This is a genomic window from Pseudoroseomonas cervicalis (genome assembly GCF_030818485.1).
Taxonomy (GTDB): domain Bacteria; phylum Pseudomonadota; class Alphaproteobacteria; order Acetobacterales; family Acetobacteraceae; genus Pseudoroseomonas; species Pseudoroseomonas cervicalis_A.
Window position 1 is genome coordinate 3,407,855 of the sequence record NZ_JAUTAJ010000004.1, and the last position, 16,592, is coordinate 3,424,446.

The window sequence follows — 16,592 nt, forward strand, 5'->3', positions numbered from 1 at the left end:
GTCAGACCCAGAAGGCGACGCGGTTGCGGAAACGGATGAAGAAGACCAGCGCCACGACGCCCAGCACGGCGCTGTAGCCGATCGCCGCCAGCCAGACGGTCAGCGACCCGCCGCCCTCGATCAGCGGCCCGCGCACCAGCTCCAGCATGGTGTAGAACGGGTTCAGCGGCAGCCATTTGGCGCCCTCGCCCAGCAGCTCGGGCTTCCAGATCACCGGCGTCAGGAAGAAGGCCATCTGCATGACATTGGCCACGATCGGCCCGATGTCGCGGAACCGGGCGCAGACCATGCCGAGGAACAGCGAGGCCGAGAGCGCGTTCACCGCCAGGATCGCCAGCCCCGGGATCAGCAGCAGCACCTCCGCCCCCGGCCAGTGCCAGACGAGGGCGAAGACCAGCAGGATCAGCGGCAGGCTGTGCGCCGCGTTCAGCGCGTTGCGGAACACGCAGCGCAGCGCATGCACCGTCAGCGGCAGGCGCAGCTGGCGGATCACCCCATCGGCGCTGGAGAGGCAGACCGTGGCGTCGGACACCATCGCCGCCAGCGCGTTCCAGACGATCAGGCTGGTCGCCAGATGCGGCAGGTAGTTCGCCAGGTCCATGCGGAAGAGCTGCGAATAGAGCAGCCCGAGCCCGCCTACCATGGCGGCGGTGGACAGCGTCACCCAGAACGGCCCGATCACCGAGCCGCGGTAGCGGTTGCGCAGATCCAGCCGGGCCAGCGCCCAGGCCAGGCGCCAGCCGGTCAGGCCGTCGCGGAGATCGGCCATGGCGCGGCCGCGCCGGTCCGGCTGGCTCGCGTCGATGCGGTAGGTGGGGAGGGCCGCTTGCTGCATGGCGGCGGGTCATACACCGAGGAACGCGACCGCCGCCAGGGCAGTGCTCGTTCCTCGCCCTGCGGGGCTGCCCCGCGGCCGCCGGGCGTGGCCCGCGCGGCGGCGGCAGGGGGGGGCGGCAGGGGGGGGGCGGCAGCGGGGGCGAATCGGGCGGCCGCCAGGGCCGCCCGCGCGCTCAGCCCGGCAGCCCGGCCTTACTTGGCCCCGCCATAGACGGCGCCGCCATAGCCGGCCGGGGTGTTGTAGGCGGGGGCGCCGCCATAGCCCGGCTGCGCGCCATAGCCCTGCGGCGCATAGGCGCCCGGCGGCGGGCCGCCGGCGGCGCGGGAGATGCGGGTGCGGTCGCCGCGGCTGATCACCACGCGGTCATTCACCTGCAGCCCTTCCTCATTGGTCTGCACCACCGAGATGTCGCCGCCCTGGTCCTCGCGGATGAAGAACTCGACCGCGTTGGTGGTGCCGACGCCGCGGCCGATGGCATTGCCGGCCAGGCCGCCGATCACCGCGCCGCCGAGCCCGGCCAGCGCGTTGGAGCGCCAGTCGCCGCCGATGAAGCTGCCGGCGACGCCGCCGGCCACCGCGCCCGCCGCCGTGCCGACGCCGGCGCTGCTCTGGTTCTGCACCTGCACCGGCCGCAGGCCCACGATCGTGCCGTAGGAGACCGAGGCGGCGCGGCCCATCGCATAGCTGCTGTAGGTGGTGCCGGTGTTCTGCGGCGCGCAGGCCGCCACGGTGCCGCCCACCAGCAGCAGGGCGAGGCCGGCGCGAAGGCCGCGGGAGAGGCGAGAAGGCGCGGGCATGGCGGTATCCCCTTGTTAGTCTTTCGTCGGGCCGCGCCCGGAGGCACGGCGTGTGGCAGATTATCGCACCGCCCCAGCCTGACCAGAGCGGGCTCTGACCAGAGCGGGGCCAGCCAGAGCAAGTCTGGCCAGAGCGGGGCTGACCCCGGCGGGGTCGACCCAACAACGCCGGACAGGCCCTGCCGGTGGCGCGCGGCCCCGCCGACACCCTGGCGAACGGCCCGGCCCAAGCCCCGATTCGCCCGCCGCCCGCGCAACCGCCGCGGCCCGGCCGCGCTGCCCTCGGGCGGCCCTGGGCGGAGCCGCGGGCCGGCCGGGCCCGCCTGCCGCAAGGCGGCGCCGGACCCACCCCACAGGGATGGGGTCGCGCGGCGCCTCGCGCCAGGGGTAAAAACGCCGCGCGCGGTCACGCCTCGCGGCGGTTCCTGCAGACGAGGCTTGCGCCAATCCGCTGTTTCCTCTAGCGGTTTAGCCGCAGATGTTCTGCTGAAACCTCAACCCGGGGGCGGTTCCGGATTCAGGGCGTGGGGGCGCCCGGGATCCATCCACAGGAATGCGTGTTTCCGGGCCAGACGGAGAACAGGGGATGACTCCGTTCCAGAACGGTCGGATGACGCCGGGGGGGCGTGTCCGACTGGCCGCCACCCTGTCCATGGTGGCGCTGCTCGCGGCCTGCGGAAGCAGCCAGCAGGCCCGCACCACGGCGCCCAGCGCCGCGGCCGAGGCCGCCGCCTGGCCACAGCCGACCAGCTACGACCCGCCCGGACCGCCCAGCGATCCCTGGGGTCCCTACATCAAGGAAGCCTCGCGCCGCTTCGACGTGCCGGAGCGCTGGATCCGCGAGGTGATGCGCCAGGAGAGCGGCGGCCGCGTCGGCGCCCGCAGCCCGGTCGGCGCCATGGGGCTGATGCAGGTCATGCCCGGCACCTATGCCGAGCTGCGCGCCCGCTACGGGCTGGGGGACGACCCCTACCACCCGTGGAACAGCGTCATGGCCGGCACCGCCTATGTGCGCGAGATGTACGAGCTGTATGGCAGCCCGGCCTTCCTCGCCGCCTACAATGCGGGTCCGCGCCGGCTCGAGGATTACCTGTGGAACGGCCGCGGCCTGCCGGCCGAGACCCGCAACTACGTCGCCCGCATCGGCCCGCGCATCATCGACGCGCATCCGGGCCGCCGCGCGGCGCCGGAGGTCTATGCGGCGGCCGAGATCCCGCTGAACATCCCGGCCGGCCCGCGCCGCGGCGACACCGCCACCATGCTGGCCCTGCGCGAGCAGCGCAACGCGGTCGACCCCGGCATCCGGGTGGCCAGCCTGCCGCCCGGCCCGGTCATCCGCATGGAGCCGATCCCGGACGGCTCGACCTACGCGGCCGCCGAGCCGGTGCAGGTGGCCAGCCTCGACCCGGCCTCCGGCGCCTCGGTGGTGCGGATGGAGCCGATCCCGGACGGTTCGACCTACGCCGCCAGCGCGCCGGCCGCCACGCCGGAGCCGGCGCCCGCGCCGGTGTTCACCGGCAGCGCGCTGGCCGCCGCCAGCGTGCCCGCCGCCGCCCGCCCCGCCGCCGGCGCCCGAGCCGCGCCAGGCGCCCAGCCTGCTGGCCGCCGCCCAGGCGGCGCCGCGTCCGGCGCCGGCCGCCAGCGCCGCGCCGGCGCCCACCACGGCGCGCATCGCCACCGCCTTCGCCGAGCCCCGTGGTGAGACCCGCTCGGCGCCGTCCCTGCGCGGCTTCAGCCTGGTCGGCACCGCCAATGCGGCGACGGTCGCGCCGGCCGGCGTGCTGCGCCTGCCGGAGCGCAACGCCCGCGCCGCCGCGCCGGCACCGACCCCCGTCGCGGCGCCCGCCGCCGCCGGGGCCTGGGGCGTGCAGGTCGGTGCCTTCGGCAGCGCCAACCTGGCGCGCAGCGCGGCCAATGAGGCGCGCAGCCGCATCGGCCTGGGCAGCGCGCGCCCGGCGGTCGAATCGGTGGCGCAGGGCCGCAACACGCTCTACCGCGCCCGCGTGCTCGGCCTGTCGCGCGAGAGCGCCCAGTCCGCCTGCGAGAAGCTGCGCAGCCAGGGCGCCTGCATCATCGTCTCCCCCGACGCCCAGGGCTGAGGGGAAGGCCGGCACGAAAAAGGCCCGGCGGGGAAACCCGCCGGGCCTTTTTCATCTCCGCTCTGCGGCGGGGATCCTAGACCAGCACCGTGCCATCAGCCTTCAGCACCTCCCCGGCGAGGTAGAGGCTGCCGCAGATCAGCACCCGGCCGGGGGCGCCGCCCTCGGCGGCGATGGCGCGCAGCGCGTCCTCCACATGCGGGCCGGGGCGGGCGCGGCCGCCGCTGGCCTCGATGATGGCCTCCACCGGCATGGCCAGATGCTGGCCGGGCTCGGCCACCGCCCAGAGGCTCTCGGCCAGCGGCAGCAGCGGCGCCAGGAAATCGCCCGAGGCCTTGCCCTGCTTCATGCCGACCACCAGGTGGCGCGGCCGGTCGGCCCAGTCCGGCAGGTGCTCGGCCAAAGCATGGCCGCCGCCGGCATTGTGGCCGCCATCCAGCCACAGCTCCCAGCCCTCGGGCAGCAGCGCCGCCAGGGCGCCGTGCAGCCGCTGCAGCCGGGCGGGCCAGCTGGCGGTGGTGAGCCCCGCGGCGATCGCCGCCTCGGTCAGCCAGGGCGGGTTCCAGCTGCGCAGCGCGGCGATGGCGATGCCGGCATTGTCGGCCTGGTGCGCGCCGGGGAGCGCCGGGCGCGGCAGCTCCATCACCCCGCCGGGGTCGGCATAGCGCAGCCCGGCCTCGTTCCAGTGCACCGTCCAGTCCTGGTTGCGCACGGCCAGATGGGTGCCGACCCGCGCCGCCTCCTCTTCCAGCACCATCAGCGCCTCGGGCGCCTGCAGGCCGGTAGCGGCGGGGCTGCCGCGCTTCAGGATGCCGGCCTTCTCGGCGGCGATGCCGGCCAGGCTGTCGCCCAGATACTCCATATGGTCCATGGAGATGCTGGTGATGGCGCAGGCCACCGGCTGGTCGACCACATTGGTCGCGTCGTAGCGGCCGCCCAGGCCCACCTCGAGCAGCAGCAGATCGGCGGGCACGCGGCTGAACAGCAGCAGGGCCACCGCCGTGGTCACCTCGAAGACGGTGATCGGCTCGCCGGCATTGACCCGCTCGACCTCCTCCAGCGCCTCGATCAGCGCCTCCTCCGAGACCAGCGTGCCGGCCAGGCGGATGCGCTCATGGAAGCGCAGCAGATGGGGGGAGGTGTAGACATGCACGCGCTGCCCGGCGGCCTCGGCGATGGCGCGCAGGAAGGCGCAGGTCGAGCCCTTGCCATTGGTGCCGGCCACATGGATCACCGGCGGCAGGCGCCGCTCCGGATGGCCGAGCGCGGCGAGGAGGCGCTGCAGCCGCCCCAGGCTGAGATCGATCAGCTTGGGGTGCAGCGCGTGCAGGCGGTCGATGATGGCTTCGGAGCGGCTCACGCCTCGGGCCTCGCTGCGGGATGCGGCCGGGGGCTTAGGCGCCGGCCGGCTTGGCGGGCGCCGGCTTGGCGGCGGGCAGCGGCGTCACCGTCGCGCCTGAGGCGGTGGCGGGCGCGGCCGGGGTGGCGGCCGGCGCGGCGGGGGCCGCCTCGGGGGCCAGGGACTCGGCCAGGGCCGGCCCGGCCGCCGTCTCGGGCAGCAGCGGCTCGCGCAGCAGGCCGATGAGATGGGCCAGCGTCTCGCGCATCGCGCCGCGCTTGACCACCATGTCGAGGATGCCGTGCTCCAGCAGGTATTCGGCGCGCTGGAAGCCCTCGGGCAGCTTCTCGCGCACCGTCTGCTCGATGACGCGGGCGCCGGCGAAGCCGATCAGCGCGCCGGGCTCGGCGAGCTGGATGTCGCCCAGCATGGCGAAGCTGGCCGTCACGCCGCCCGTGGTCGGGTCGCACAGCACCACGATGAAGGGCAGGCCGGCCTCCTTCACCATCTGGGCGGCGATGACGGTGCGCGGCATCTGCATCAGGCTCAGCGCGCCTTCCTGCATGCGCGCCCCGCCGGAGGCGGTGAAGACGATCAGCGGCGCGTCCTGCAGCACGGCCAGCCGCGCGGCGGTGACCAGCGCCTCGCCCACGCCCGGGCTCATGGAGCCGGCCATGAAGCCGAACTCGAAGGCGGCGACGACGGCGCGGCGGCCCTCGATCGTGCCATGGGCGACGGCCACGGCGTCATCCATGCCGGATTTCGCCTGCGCCTCCTTCAGCCGGTCGGCGTAGCGGCGCTGGTCGCGGAAGCGCAGCGGGTCGGCGGGCGCCTTGGGCAGCTCGATGCGCTGGAAGCCGGCATCGAGGGTGTATTCGATCCGCTTGGCCGCGGCGATGCGCATATGGTGCCCGCAATGGGTGCAGACATGCTGCGCGCGCTCGAGGTCGCGGTGGAAGATCATCTGCTCGCAGGCGGGGCATTTGTGCCAGAGATTGTCCGGCACCTCCTTGCGGCCGAGCCATGTCTGGATCTTCGGCAGCGCCCATTCGCTGATCCAGTTCATGCGGACCCTTTCCCTGTTCCTGAAAGCCTGAGAAGCCGGGTGGTTAGGCCCGGCGCCCTGCCGAGGCAAGAGGAAAGGCGCCCCGGGCGCCGGCGGGCATGGCGCCGGGATGAAGTTCCGGCCACGCGGCAAAAACCGCGCCGCCGGGGCGTTGGCAGGGCCACGCCGTCATGCTTGGCCATGGCTGGCCCTGCCATCCTATCCTTGCCGTCCTGGCCCCGTCGCGCGGGGCCGGCCACCGATCCGGAATGCCCCGATGAACCTTGCCCTGCTGCTGCCGCCGCTGCTGCTGGTCGGCTCCAACATCGTCATGACCTGGGCCTGGTATGGCCATCTGAAGCAGCCTTCCTGGCCGCTCTGGCTGGCGGTGCTGATCAGCTGGGGCATCGCCTTCTTCGAATACTGCCTGGCGGTGCCGGCCAACCGCATCGGCTATGGCGCCTATACCGGCCAGCAGCTGAAGGTGATGCAGGAGGTGATCACGCTGATGGTGTTCGGCGGCTTCTCGGTGATGGTGCTGGGGGAGCCGCTGCGCTGGACCTATCTGGCCGCCATGGGCTGCCTGATCGCCGCCGTCGTCTTCATTTTTCTTCCTGTTGACTGAAGGCGGGGTCCGGGGTGGCCCTGCCACCCCGGCGGGGTCCAGGGGCGGCGCCCCTGGCCCTGATGGTCAGTTCCCGCGCATCGCCGGCACCAGCAGCCCCACATTGTGCCGCACCATGGCTTCATAGGTCGGCGCCGGCCCGTCCGCGGCGGAGAGCGCATCGGCATAGAGCTTGCCGCGCACGGTGACGCCCGCCTCCGCCGCCAGCCGGTTCAGCGTGGCGGGGTTGGCCATGTTCTCCAGGAAGAGCGCGGTGATGTTCTCCTGCTTCAGGGTGCGGATCAGCCGCGCCACCTCGGCGGCGGAGGGTTCGCTCTCGGTGCTGACGCCCTGCGGCGCCAGGAAGCGCACGCCATAGGCGGCGGCGAAATAGCCGAAGGCGTCGTGGCTGGTGACGACCTTGCGCCGCGCCTCGGGGACGGTCGCGATCTGCTGGCGCACCCAGGCATCAAGCTCGGCCAGCCGGCCGGCATAGGCGGCGGCGGCGGCGCGGAAGGTCCCGGCGCGGGCGGGGTCGGCCTTGGCCAGGGCCTCGCCGATGTTGCGGGCGTAGATCTGGCCGTTGCGCAGATCCTGCCAGGCATGCGGGTCCTGGCTGCCATGGCTGTGGCCGTGCCCATGGCCATGCCCGCCGGCCTCCTCCAGCCGGCGCGGCGTCACCCCTTCGGTGGCGGTGGCGACCGGGCCGGCATAGCCGGAGGAGCGGGCCAGCCGGTCCACCCAGCCATCGAAGCCGAGCCCGTTGCGCAGCAGCAGCTTCGCCGCGCGCAGCGCCTGGGCGTCGGAGGGGCGGGGCTGGAAGCTGTGGGCGTCGACATCCGGCCCGGCGATGCTGCGCACCGCGACGGCCTCGCCGCCCACCTGGCGCAGCATGTCGCCGAGGATGGAGAAGGAGGCGACGACCGGTAGCGGCGCGGCCTGGGCGAGGGCGCTGCGGCCGAGGATGGGGGCGGCGAGGGCGAGGCCCAGCAGGGCGCGGCGCTGCATGGCAGGCTCCGAGGAACGTTATAGTATTCCAATGCGCCGCGCGGCGGCGGATTGCAAGCCCCGCCCGGGGCGGGCCCGCCCCGCTAGCGGCGGCGGAACAGCCCGGTGATGCGCTGCCACAGCCCCGGCCCCGCGGGCGGCTGGCCGCGCCGATGCGCCTGGTGCCGGCGCTGCTGCGAGGGCGGCGGCAGGGCGCTGGCCAGGGTGTGCCGCCCGGCATCGCGCTGGCCGATCAGCCGCAGCTCCAGCGCCACCACCTGGGCCACCGCCTCCTCCGGCCGGTTTTCTGCCAGTTGCCGCGCGGTGGTCGCGGCGTCGTCCCAGGCCTCGGCGCGGCGCAGCGCGTCGATCACCCGCACAGTCTGCTCGGCGTCCAGCGGCGGGCCGCCGCGCCACAGCGCCACCGCCTCCTGCCGCCAATGCGCGGCGAGGTCGGGGCGGTTCATGTCATCGGCCACCCAGGCGGCGTGCAGCGTCGCCTCGGCCGCGGCGTGCAGCGCGCCGGTCTCCTCCAGCACATGCGCCCAGGCCAGGAAGCGGCGGGCCAGCGGCGGGTGGCTGGTGTCGGCGATCAGCGCGCGGAAGGGGGCGGCGGCCACCGCCTCGGCCGCCGCCGGATGGGCGCGGCCGATATCGGGGGCGGCATAGGCGCAATGCGGGCATTGCTGCAGCCAGCGCGCCATGGTGCCGCGCAGCGGCTCGCCCGGGCGCAGATCGAGATCGGGGGCCTGTTCGGGCGGGCCGGGGCGGAAGGGCGGCTGGCGGCTCTCGCCACCGCAGACGGCGCAGCGCAGCCCGCCGGCGGCGGTGCCGGCCTTGGAACCGGCGGAGGGAGAGCCGGCAGGGGTCGAAGAGGTCGCCATCCCCCAAAGCTAGGCACGAAGCCGCCCGGCGCGAAGGGGCGGAAACGCGCAAAGGTGACATGGCTCGCCGCATGGTGTTGCGCGGCCGGTCCGGTCGCGCCAAAGATCGCGCCATGCCCCGCGGCGACCTCTTTCCCGATATCGCGCCCTATGAGACCGGCCTGCTGCCGCTGTCGGGCGGGCATGTCATGTACTGGGAACAGGTGGGCAATCCGCGCGGCCAGCCGGTGCTGTTCCTGCATGGCGGGCCGGGGGCCGGGGCCGGGGCGGTGCATCGCCGCTTCTTCGATCCCGCCCACTGGCGCATCGTCATTTTCGACCAGCGCGGCTCCGGCCGCTCGCGCCCGCTCGGGGAGCTGGCCGGCAACACCACGCCGAACCTGGTGGGCGATATCGAGACGCTGCGCCGGTTCCTGGGCATCGAGGGCTGGCTGCTGTTCGGCGGCTCCTGGGGCTCGACCCTGGCTCTGGCCTATGCCCAGGCGCATCCGGAGCGGGTGCAGGGCTGCGTGCTGCGCGGCGTCTTCCTCGGCCGCGCGGCGGAGGTGGAGTGGTTCCTCTACGGCATGCGCCGCGTCTTCCCCGATGCCTGGGCGCAATTCGCCGAGCACATCCCCGAGGCCGAGCGCGGCGACCTGCTGGCCGCCTATCTGGCGCGGCTGACCGACCCGGACCCGCAGGTGCATTTCCCCGCCGCCCGCGCCTGGAGCCAGTATGAGGGGCTGTGCAGCACGCTGATGCCGAGCCCGGACACGGTGGCGAGCTTCGCCCAGGACCGCACCGCGCTCGGCCTGGCGCGGATCGAGGCGCATTACTTCGCCAACGACCTGTTCCTGCCGCCGGAGGGGCTGCTCGGCCATATGGCGCGCATCGCGCATCTGCCGGCGGAGATCGTGCAGGGCCGCTACGACATGGTCTGCCCGGCCGAGAGCGCCTTCGACCTGGCGGCCGCCTGGCCGCGGGCGCGGCTGACGGTGATCCCGGATGCCGGGCATTCGGCGCTGGAGCCGGGCGTGCGGGTGGCGCTGGTGGCGGCGGTGGAGCGCTTCCGCCGCCGCGGCTGAACCTGCCCGCCAGGGGGCCGGGCCCGGTTCCGTTGCGCGGCGAACTCGGCTATCCTGCGCGCGGCGTCTCCGTAGCTCAGCCGGATAGAGCACCAGATTCCTAATCTGGGGGCCGTGGGTTCGAATCCCGCCGGGGACATGCCTTTTCAACGCTTTATGAGGCGAAGTCGGGCTTGGTTTCCGGTCTCCGGAAACTGGTTTCCGGCGCCTTCACTGAAGGCGGAAAAGGTATTCCCGCCCGGGCTCGATTCCCAGGCATCGATGGCGCCAGCCGCCACATCCCCCCGACGCGGAATATACACGTCCAGGATCTTCATGGTCTGGTCGATGCTGTGCCCGGAGACGGCCGCGATCTGCGGCGGCGTCGCTCCGGCCAATGCCATTTGCACCATGCCCGTCCGCCGCAGGTCGCGGCGCTGCAGGGGCGGGATGATGGGCAGCCCATCCTCCGCCAGCGCCTTGTTGCGCGCCTTCAGGTGGGCGTCCCACGAGCGGCTGAAATTGCGCTTCGCCCAGGCCAGGCCGGTCGGCGACGGCACGAGGTAGTGCTGACCGCTGGGAAGGCCGCGCAGGATCTTCGCCAGGCGGTGATGGCAGGGCGTCCACACCAGGGCCGCAGTCTTGCGCTGCCGGAGGCCGATCCATAGGCGGCCGTCCGTCTGGCTCTCCTGCAGGTTGTCCCGGGTCAGGGCCATCACGTCTGAAAGGCGCTGCACGGTGTAGAGCAAGAGCGCCATGCCGGCCTGGAGGCTGGGCCTGGCGTCCACCAGGAAGGCGTCAATCTGCTGAGGCGACCAGACTTCCGTCCGCGGCTCCACGGTGATGAGCGAGACGCCATCTGTCGGCTTGGCCGAGATCAGGCCGCGGCGCTTGGCGAAGCCGAACAGGATCCGGAGCATGCGGACCAGGCTGTTGGCCTTGTGCCGCTGCCCGGTGGCGGCCGTGCGATCCCGGATGGCGTAGATGACCGCCGGCGTGATGTCGGCCAGGTGGCTGCCGTGCAGGTCCTTCAGGAGCTCAGCCAGCTCGTAGGCATATTGGGCCCGGGTGCTCTGCCGCTTGTCGAGGAACTCGGGGGCGGCCTTGAAGGACGCCACCAGCGCTTCGAAGCTGCGGGGATCCGTCACCCGAGGCGCCATGGCGTCGCCCCGGAGCTCGCGAAGCCGCTCGATGGCAACCTCGCGATCCGAGCCCAGCGCCTTCCCCGTGACGCGGTCGAAGTAGTAGATGCGCTCCAGGCCCCCAGCGAGGCGCTTCCGGACGGGCTTAAGCCCGGCGGGAACGTCCTCCGCCGGCGATGGCGGTGGCGGGAAGGGGAGCGGTGACTTTGCCGTCATGGCGGCTTGCAATCCTATTCAGTAGCCTCGTCTCGCCGCTCGGGCGGCCTGCGACGGCGGGAAGAGATGGCGCCGGCTCAGGCGCCGGCGGTTCGGTCGGGGTGGCTGCCGGCGGCGCCAGGCAGAACCCCGCCAGGGCGTCGGCCGCGGCATCCAGCCGTTTGCGGTCCCAGGTCAGGCGCCGGCCGGTTGCGCCGCGCCGCAGCGGGGGCGGCCACATGCCGGCCTCCACCTCAATGGCGAAGGTCTCGGCGCTGACGCCCAGGTAATCGGCCGCCTCGGACTGGCTGAGGAAGCGCCTATCCCCCATCCCGCACCCGCCCGGGCACGAGGCCCCATTTCCAGATCGCGCGGCTCACAGGTGCCTCCGCGAAAGCTGCCAAGTCCAGAAAACGGCCATGATAAGGAACGGCCCGACCGTCATGGCGGCCGCAACCAAGCCGGCGGCGTTGGCATCGTGCGGCGCGAACGAAACAAGCGCCCAGATCGGCACCAGGAAGACCACGAGGCCCAGGAAAGCAGGCAGGAGCTTCCGGGGCTGTCTCGCGAAGGGCCGATGGGCCGCCTCGAAGTGGCTGCCAGCCTTTCCGCACAGGTGATCACAGGCGCGAGCCACGCTTGCATAGGTGTCGTCCGCGAACACTGAAGGATCCACGAGATGCGCGCCGCCGCTGGCCACCTTGGGGTGCCGGCATCTGGCAAAGCGCCAAGCGTTCGGATCCAGGATCACCCTTTCCCCTCCCAGCGCTTTGCTCGTCCGGCTCGGCTCCAGCTGCACCCAGCGGCAGGAGCTGCAGGCCGGCGGGAGGCTCTCGGCCACGGCCTGCGGCGTCGGGCCCACGGGCGGCAGCGCGGCCGGCTTCAGGTGCTGCGCCAAGCTGCTGGAGCGCCCCCAGGCCAGGCGCAGGTACTCCCGCCCGTCCTCATGGTGCCCGCTGGTCAGTTCGACGTACCCGGCTCCGAACCTCATCGGGGCTCCTCCGGAGAGGGCGCGGTCGCGCCGGGTCGGGCTGCAATCATGGCGCGGTGGACGTCTGCAGCTGCTTCGAAGACCAGCTTGCCCTCTTCGAACATGGCGCTCTCGATGGCCAAGCCTCCGGCCACTTTCATAGCCCCGGTCGCCTCATTAGGCACCACGACCAAGCTCGCCGCCGGCTGCAGGATCAGCTCGGCGGTGAGACCGATCTCCTCCAAAGCAGCGGCTGCCAGCATCCGCAGCTCTCCGGCCTGCGTCAGGGCCGCGGCATCCCCCTCCTGGCCCGGACGGTAGTCCCCATCGGACATGATTTCGGCCACGATGGACCAGCACGGATGACGCGCATGGCACATCGCCCGCGCCGCGGCTTCCAGGACCGTCATCTGCTCAGCCGGCATCGTCGTCGCCTCCGGCCGGCGGGCGAGGGATTAGGGCGAGGATCTCACGGTGCAGCTCCCCGGCGGTGTAGGTGCTGCCGTAGGCTTCTGCGCCACGGTTTATCCGTCCGCCGCCTTCGTATGAGCGGGTCGCCTCCAGGTAATGGTCGCGCTTCCTTGCGGCTAGCACGGCCGCCCGGCGCAGGCCCCGGGCCTCGGCCTCGGCGAGCTGCGTAGCAAGCTGGTCGGCCCCACACGGCGGCTGGCGGTTATAAATTGCCCACCCGATCTCTAGACTGGCCGACATGCGGCCATGGGCGTCGTGGACGTTGCGCCCCTCAGGCAGAACGATGGTGCGGGCCAGCTCGGAGCAAGCATCTCGCTCAGCCATCACCGCTGCGGCAATCCGAACCGACATGTTGCGCTCCGCCTCCTGCCGCTGGCGCAGCATGGCGCGCAGGTCAACCAAGAGGTCATGAGCCAAGTCGTTGTTGGAGGGTGCCAGCTCCGCGGGGCCGCAATAATCGTCAGCCTCGTCGATCTTCCGCTGAGCCCGCTCGATCGTCGCTTCAAGCTCGGCATCGCTCGGGAAATCTTCACCCAGCATCGCGAAGCGCCTCCATCCCGGCTTCGGTGGTGCGGTAGTGCGGCGACCGGCCGTCCCAGCGCTCGATCCGCAGCAGGTGCAGCTTGGTCAGTGTGCCGGCCAAGGCATGCGTCGGCGCGGCGTCATGCAGCACCGTCTTGCCGTGCCGGAACTCGCTCAGCATGGCGAGCTGGGGCCTCGTCAGGGGCGGGGTCATGGGCGGCGCTCCCCACAGCCCATGTGCCGCCCGTCGGTGGTCAGGCGTGGCGTGATGCCGCCGCCTGGTACCGAGAGGTATTGGCAGCCGGTCAGGTTGTCGGCGTGGAGACGCATACCGGAGCGGCCATGCGGCGGGTCGGTGCTGTCGCGGCCTTGCGGGGCGCGCATCAACAGGATGCCGGTCACCGCGCCAGCGAAGAAGGTCAGGGACACAGAGGCGCCCATGGCTGCGCCAATGCCGAAAAGCCGTAGCGTGTCGCCCATCACTCCCCCTCCATCATTGCAGCGCGGGCTCGGAGGGCGGCGGCGGCCAGACCCAGGGCCGCAGCGTTCGGGCCTCGGGCGTCGCCCCAGTAGGCCACGGTCCTGGGCTCGGGGTCGGCGCAGTAGCAATCTCCGCAGGACGCCGCAGACCACTCCCAGCCTTCCGGCACCAGCCCCATCGCCGCGTCCAGGCTGGCGGAATAGCGAGGGAAATGGCGGATCGGGATGAGGGCCGAGAAGGCGGCATCGGGAAACCCGGCTTCGTCCCCGAGCGCACCGACAGCGCGAGCAATGGCGAGGTCCAGCTTAAAGTCCGGCCCCCCCGCCCTCTCGACGCGATCGGCCAGGGCCAGGAGCGTTTGACGGTCGGTCATGCCGTGAACTCCCGGCGGATGAGGCTGAGGAAGTCCCGATCGCTCATGTCGGTGACGTCGATGCCGGGAGGCTGGCCGAGATTGCGCCTGGCTTGGGCCGTGCGGACGGCTTCCTCCAGACGTGCCCGCAGCTTTGCCTCAGCCTCATCATGGGCCAGCAGGGTGGCGCGGTCAGACACGGCAGTATTCTCCTTCACCGCGCAGGCAGAGGGCGAAATGCACGGCTTCGCCAGATATCTCCGGCATGCTCGTGCTGATTCCGTCGTAGCTGTGCCACAGAGCCTTCAAGGTCTCGGTAGGCATGTGCATTGCGGCGAGTAGGCCATCGTATGGGGCCTGGCGGTTCGTGAGGGCGCGAAGCACCCCCTCGTAGCGCTGCAGGACCAGTTGCATGGTCTGCCGCTGCCGATCGGTCCTGAGCTTTGCATCGGCAGGCGGCTCGGCTGCGCCTCCGGTCATGGAGGTCCCCGGGACCGCGCTGCCCCGTGCATCCCCCAGGAACGCGGTCAACGCGTCGCGGAGGCGCGCGACTTCCACCTCTGTCATGTTCAGACGCACGCCGGCGTTCCAGTCCTCCACAATCTCCAGGGCGAGGTGTTTCGCAACCTCGTCAGCCTGAAGACGGATGATCCCGCCATGCTGCGGGCACTGCACCCGCATCTCGCTGTAGGGCTTTGCAAGCTCGCTCATGCCGACACACCCCGACCAAGCCCGGCCCTACGGAGCACACACAGCGGAATGGCCACCGCCCTATCCTTGTGCACCACGGTGAAGCGCTGATGGAGCCCGCGCCGCGCGCCAGGAGCAGCGGCAAGAGTGCTGGACCAGCCCACGGCCCAGCGCGTCGTCCGGAACAGCTTGGCGGCATACTCCGACCGATTGCCGACGAAGAGCTTCAGATCGCGGAACACCATACCGCGCTGGCGCAGCAGCGCGTCCGCCCGGTCGGGATCGAGCTCCGACGACTCCGCCATGCACGCCCTGACCAGGCATTCGACGGTGCGCACCGGCTCCTTCGGGACGGAGCTGGCGGGCAGGCCGAACAGCAGGTGCCGCAGGGCGGCGCGCCACTCCGGTTCCGGCTCCGAAGGCAGCGAGGCGCCAGCCTTGGCGGCCTGCATGTCGACGCCGGCAACGGTCTCCTGCCGGAACCGCAGAAGCGCCTCCAGGGCGTTGGCGACGGCGGTGGCCTGCGCGTCGGCGTCGTGGAAGGCGCGGGCGTTGTCCAGGTGGCCAGCAGCGTCGAGGGTGGCCGCGATCGCAGCGCTTTCGGCGGCCTTCTCGCGCCGCTCGGCGATCAGGGCGAGCACCGCGGCGTCTGTCGGATAGGCATCAGTCATTGCCAGATTCCTTGCTGCGCAGGGCGAGCCAAATGTCGAGGAGGTTGGTGAGCACCATGCCGATGGCGACGCCCACGAAGCAGGCGGGGATTTCACGACTCCACGCGGGGTTCCCGGTGCTGTACGCGCTGGCGAAGGACGCCAACCCGTAGAAGCAGCACGCCGTGAAGAGGGCGCCGAGCGGCCCCATCGCGGGGCGCTTGATCGCCATCAGCAGGACAGCGAAGGCTTTGCGGGTCATGGGATCAGCCTCGGCGGCAGTTCGGGCTCGCCGGCCATGCGCAGCAGGTCGCGGATCACCTGCTCCGGCCAGTCGCCGACCACCCCCTCGCCGAAGTCGATCCCGCCCGGCTGCTTGGCCTGATGCGCCGCAACCCGGGCCTTCGCCGCGAGCCCCTCCAGCGTCGTGGCGCGCAGGCCTTGGAGCTCTTCCTCGATGCCATCCACCAGCGCTTCCAGGTCATCCGGTGACATGCCCATGGGCGCGCCGTCCGGGCCAAGCCACGCGGCCTTCCCGTTGTAGGCGTCGAGCGCCCGCGTGTACTCGGCGCAGAGGCTTACGAGCCTCGCATCGCCGCCCAGCGCCCCGCCGATCGACGGGAGGGCGGGGGCCGCCGAGAGGGGCCGGGCGGGCGCCGGCGCCTCGCTGGCGGAATCCATGACGCCCCTCATTTGCCGCGCTCCGGCACGCCGGCGATCCGCAGCACGTCGCCGATGACCTGCTCGGCCCAGTACCCGCCGAAATGGTCGAAATCGACGATCCCGTTGGGGAGGCGGATCCAGTCGGCCGCCACCTTCGCCTTGGCCACCACCCCGGCCATGGTCGTGGCCTGGATGCCCGCCACGCGCTCCCGCGCGGCATTCATCGCGTCGTACAGCGGGTCGTCATCGACGTCGGTGTGCCCGCCTTCCTCGTCGAACTTCCGCTTTGCCGCAAGGAACTCGTCGCACAGCCGAACCAGCTCGGCGTCGTCACCCTCATGAAGCTGCACCACGTCATTCGCGAGGGACGCGGCCAGCGCCACCGCCTCGCCATCACGCGGCAGCAGGCGTTCGGTCAGGCGAGCCTTCGCCACCAGCCCGCGAGCGGTGGTCGCCGGGGTGGTCACTGCCGTCCGCTCCGCCCGATCCATGCGCGCCATCACGACACCCATGCTCTGCTCAACCGATCGATCTTCTTCCTCGCTCAAGTCGCTGAGCTGCAGTTTCACGATCTCACGGAGGGCCAGGTCGGCGGTCTCGAACTCTTCGAGGGCCGCGATAAGGCGAGCCTCCGGGTTCTCATGCGCCAGGGCGGGATTGCCGGGGAGCGCCCTGAGCGGGGCGGGCGGAAATGCCCGGCGCCGCTCCGACAGCGACACCACCTTTGCCGTCGTCTCCCCATCCGGAGTGAACGTGGATGTCATGGGGATTCCTCCCCGCCGGCCACACTCGTGGGCGGGATCGCCAGCGGCGTGGGCGT

The 16,592-nt window shown here is 72.1% G+C and carries 23 protein-coding genes and 1 tRNA gene; 5 read left to right on the top strand and 19 right to left on the bottom strand.

Annotation, left to right across the window (positions count from 1 at the left end; all coding sequences use genetic code 11):
* Position 1 precedes the first annotated feature (1 nt).
* Both QE401_RS19945 and QE401_RS19950 read right to left on the bottom strand, forming a co-directional pair.
* Positions 2-835 (bottom strand): ABC transporter permease, encoded by an 834-nt coding sequence (locus QE401_RS19945; RefSeq protein ID WP_307139840.1) that lies wholly within the window; start codon positions 833-835, stop codon positions 2-4.
* Positions 836-1,029: 194 nt separating this feature from the next.
* Complete coding sequence (locus QE401_RS19950) at positions 1,030-1,635, bottom strand: outer membrane lipoprotein (protein ID WP_307139841.1); 606 nt, start codon at positions 1,633-1,635, stop codon at positions 1,030-1,032.
* Positions 1,636-2,221: 586 nt separating this feature from the next.
* On the opposite strand from QE401_RS19950, the gene QE401_RS19955 reads away from it, so the two are divergent.
* Both QE401_RS19955 and QE401_RS19960 read left to right on the top strand, forming a co-directional pair.
* Positions 2,222-3,337 carry a lytic transglycosylase domain-containing protein gene (locus QE401_RS19955; protein ID WP_307139842.1) on the top strand — a complete coding sequence of 372 codons (1,116 nt, stop codon included), beginning with the start codon at positions 2,222-2,224 and terminating at the stop codon, positions 3,335-3,337.
* A 76-nt stretch (positions 3,338-3,413) separates the two neighbouring features.
* Positions 3,414-3,734 (top strand): SPOR domain-containing protein, encoded by a 321-nt coding sequence (locus QE401_RS19960; RefSeq protein ID WP_307139843.1) that lies wholly within the window; start codon positions 3,414-3,416, stop codon positions 3,732-3,734.
* Between the two features lie 76 nt (positions 3,735-3,810).
* On the opposite strand, the gene QE401_RS19965 is transcribed toward QE401_RS19960, so the two are convergent.
* Both QE401_RS19965 and accD read right to left on the bottom strand, forming a co-directional pair.
* Positions 3,811-5,094: a bifunctional folylpolyglutamate synthase/dihydrofolate synthase gene (locus QE401_RS19965; protein ID WP_307139844.1), complete on the bottom strand. Its 1,284-nt coding sequence runs from the start codon at positions 5,092-5,094 to the stop codon at positions 3,811-3,813.
* Positions 5,095-5,128: 34 nt separating this feature from the next.
* Entirely contained in the window at positions 5,129-6,139 is a 1,011-nt protein-coding gene (accD, locus tag QE401_RS19970) for an acetyl-CoA carboxylase, carboxyltransferase subunit beta (RefSeq protein ID WP_307139845.1), read from the bottom strand.
* A 256-nt stretch (positions 6,140-6,395) separates the two neighbouring features.
* Here accD and QE401_RS19975 point away from each other — a divergent pair, with 256 nt between their 5' ends.
* Positions 6,396-6,743: a DMT family protein gene (locus QE401_RS19975; protein ID WP_307139846.1), complete on the top strand. Its 348-nt coding sequence runs from the start codon at positions 6,396-6,398 to the stop codon at positions 6,741-6,743.
* A 66-nt stretch (positions 6,744-6,809) separates the two neighbouring features.
* Here QE401_RS19975 and QE401_RS19980 read toward each other — a convergent pair whose 3' ends face one another.
* Positions 6,810-7,730, bottom strand: a complete 921-nt coding sequence (locus tag QE401_RS19980; protein ID WP_307139847.1) for a metal ABC transporter solute-binding protein, Zn/Mn family — start codon at positions 7,728-7,730, stop codon at positions 6,810-6,812.
* A gap of 83 nt (positions 7,731-7,813) precedes the next feature.
* Complete coding sequence (locus tag QE401_RS19985; protein ID WP_307139848.1) at positions 7,814-8,593, bottom strand: hypothetical protein; 780 nt, start codon at positions 8,591-8,593, stop codon at positions 7,814-7,816.
* 113 nt (positions 8,594-8,706) lie between these two features.
* Here QE401_RS19985 and pip point away from each other — a divergent pair, with 113 nt between their 5' ends.
* Together pip and QE401_RS19995 are read left to right on the top strand one after the other, a co-directional pair.
* Positions 8,707-9,657 carry a prolyl aminopeptidase gene (gene pip / locus QE401_RS19990; protein ID WP_307139849.1) on the top strand — a complete coding sequence of 317 codons (951 nt, stop codon included), beginning with the start codon at positions 8,707-8,709 and terminating at the stop codon, positions 9,655-9,657.
* 65 nt (positions 9,658-9,722) lie between these two features.
* A tRNA-Arg gene (locus QE401_RS19995) sits at positions 9,723-9,796 on the top strand.
* A gap of 7 nt (positions 9,797-9,803) precedes the next feature.
* Here QE401_RS19995 and QE401_RS20000 read toward each other — a convergent pair.
* The 13 genes from QE401_RS20000 to QE401_RS20060 all read right to left on the bottom strand — a co-directional run bounded on the left by QE401_RS20000 (position 9,804) and on the right by QE401_RS20060 (position 16,536).
* Positions 9,804-10,994 carry a tyrosine-type recombinase/integrase gene (locus QE401_RS20000; RefSeq protein ID WP_307139850.1) on the bottom strand — a complete coding sequence of 397 codons (1,191 nt, stop codon included), beginning with the start codon at positions 10,992-10,994 and terminating at the stop codon, positions 9,804-9,806.
* A gap of 355 nt (positions 10,995-11,349) precedes the next feature.
* Positions 11,350-11,964 (bottom strand): hypothetical protein, encoded by a 615-nt coding sequence (locus QE401_RS20005; protein WP_307139851.1) that lies wholly within the window; start codon positions 11,962-11,964, stop codon positions 11,350-11,352.
* Complete coding sequence (locus tag QE401_RS20010) at positions 11,961-12,368, bottom strand: hypothetical protein (RefSeq protein ID WP_307139852.1); 408 nt, start codon at positions 12,366-12,368, stop codon at positions 11,961-11,963. The genes QE401_RS20005 and QE401_RS20010 overlap by 4 nt, the downstream gene beginning before the upstream one ends.
* Positions 12,358-12,954, bottom strand: coding sequence for a hypothetical protein (locus QE401_RS20015; RefSeq protein WP_307139853.1), 597 nt, complete (start codon positions 12,952-12,954; stop codon positions 12,358-12,360). The genes QE401_RS20010 and QE401_RS20015 overlap by 11 nt, the downstream gene beginning before the upstream one ends.
* On the bottom strand, positions 12,944-13,150 hold the full coding sequence (locus QE401_RS20020; RefSeq protein ID WP_307139854.1) for a hypothetical protein: 207 nt from the start codon (positions 13,148-13,150) through the stop codon (positions 12,944-12,946). Before QE401_RS20020 ends, QE401_RS20015 begins: the two co-directional genes overlap by 11 nt.
* Positions 13,147-13,416, bottom strand: coding sequence for a hypothetical protein (locus tag QE401_RS20025; RefSeq protein WP_307139855.1), 270 nt, complete (start codon positions 13,414-13,416; stop codon positions 13,147-13,149). The genes QE401_RS20020 and QE401_RS20025 overlap by 4 nt, the downstream gene beginning before the upstream one ends.
* Positions 13,416-13,790 (bottom strand): hypothetical protein, encoded by a 375-nt coding sequence (locus tag QE401_RS20030; RefSeq protein ID WP_307139856.1) that lies wholly within the window; start codon positions 13,788-13,790, stop codon positions 13,416-13,418. Before QE401_RS20030 ends, QE401_RS20025 begins: the two co-directional genes overlap by 1 nt.
* Positions 13,787-13,969 carry a hypothetical protein gene (locus tag QE401_RS20035; protein WP_307139857.1) on the bottom strand — a complete coding sequence of 61 codons (183 nt, stop codon included), beginning with the start codon at positions 13,967-13,969 and terminating at the stop codon, positions 13,787-13,789. The genes QE401_RS20030 and QE401_RS20035 overlap by 4 nt, the downstream gene beginning before the upstream one ends.
* Positions 13,962-14,480, bottom strand: a complete 519-nt coding sequence (locus QE401_RS20040) for a hypothetical protein (protein WP_307139858.1) — start codon at positions 14,478-14,480, stop codon at positions 13,962-13,964. Before QE401_RS20040 ends, QE401_RS20035 begins: the two co-directional genes overlap by 8 nt.
* The gene (locus QE401_RS20045; protein WP_307139859.1) at positions 14,477-15,130 is read right to left on the bottom strand and encodes a hypothetical protein; all 654 of its coding nucleotides are present in this window, start codon (positions 15,128-15,130) and stop codon (positions 14,477-14,479) included. The genes QE401_RS20040 and QE401_RS20045 overlap by 4 nt, the downstream gene beginning before the upstream one ends.
* Positions 15,123-15,371: a hypothetical protein gene (locus tag QE401_RS20050; protein ID WP_307139860.1), complete on the bottom strand. Its 249-nt coding sequence runs from the start codon at positions 15,369-15,371 to the stop codon at positions 15,123-15,125. The genes QE401_RS20045 and QE401_RS20050 overlap by 8 nt, the downstream gene beginning before the upstream one ends.
* Entirely contained in the window at positions 15,368-15,790 is a 423-nt protein-coding gene (locus QE401_RS20055) for a hypothetical protein (RefSeq protein WP_307139861.1), read from the bottom strand. The genes QE401_RS20050 and QE401_RS20055 overlap by 4 nt, the downstream gene beginning before the upstream one ends.
* Before the next feature lie 8 nt (positions 15,791-15,798).
* Positions 15,799-16,536, bottom strand: a complete 738-nt coding sequence (locus tag QE401_RS20060) for a hypothetical protein (protein ID WP_307139862.1) — start codon at positions 16,534-16,536, stop codon at positions 15,799-15,801.
* Positions 16,537-16,592: the final 56 nt, after the last annotated feature.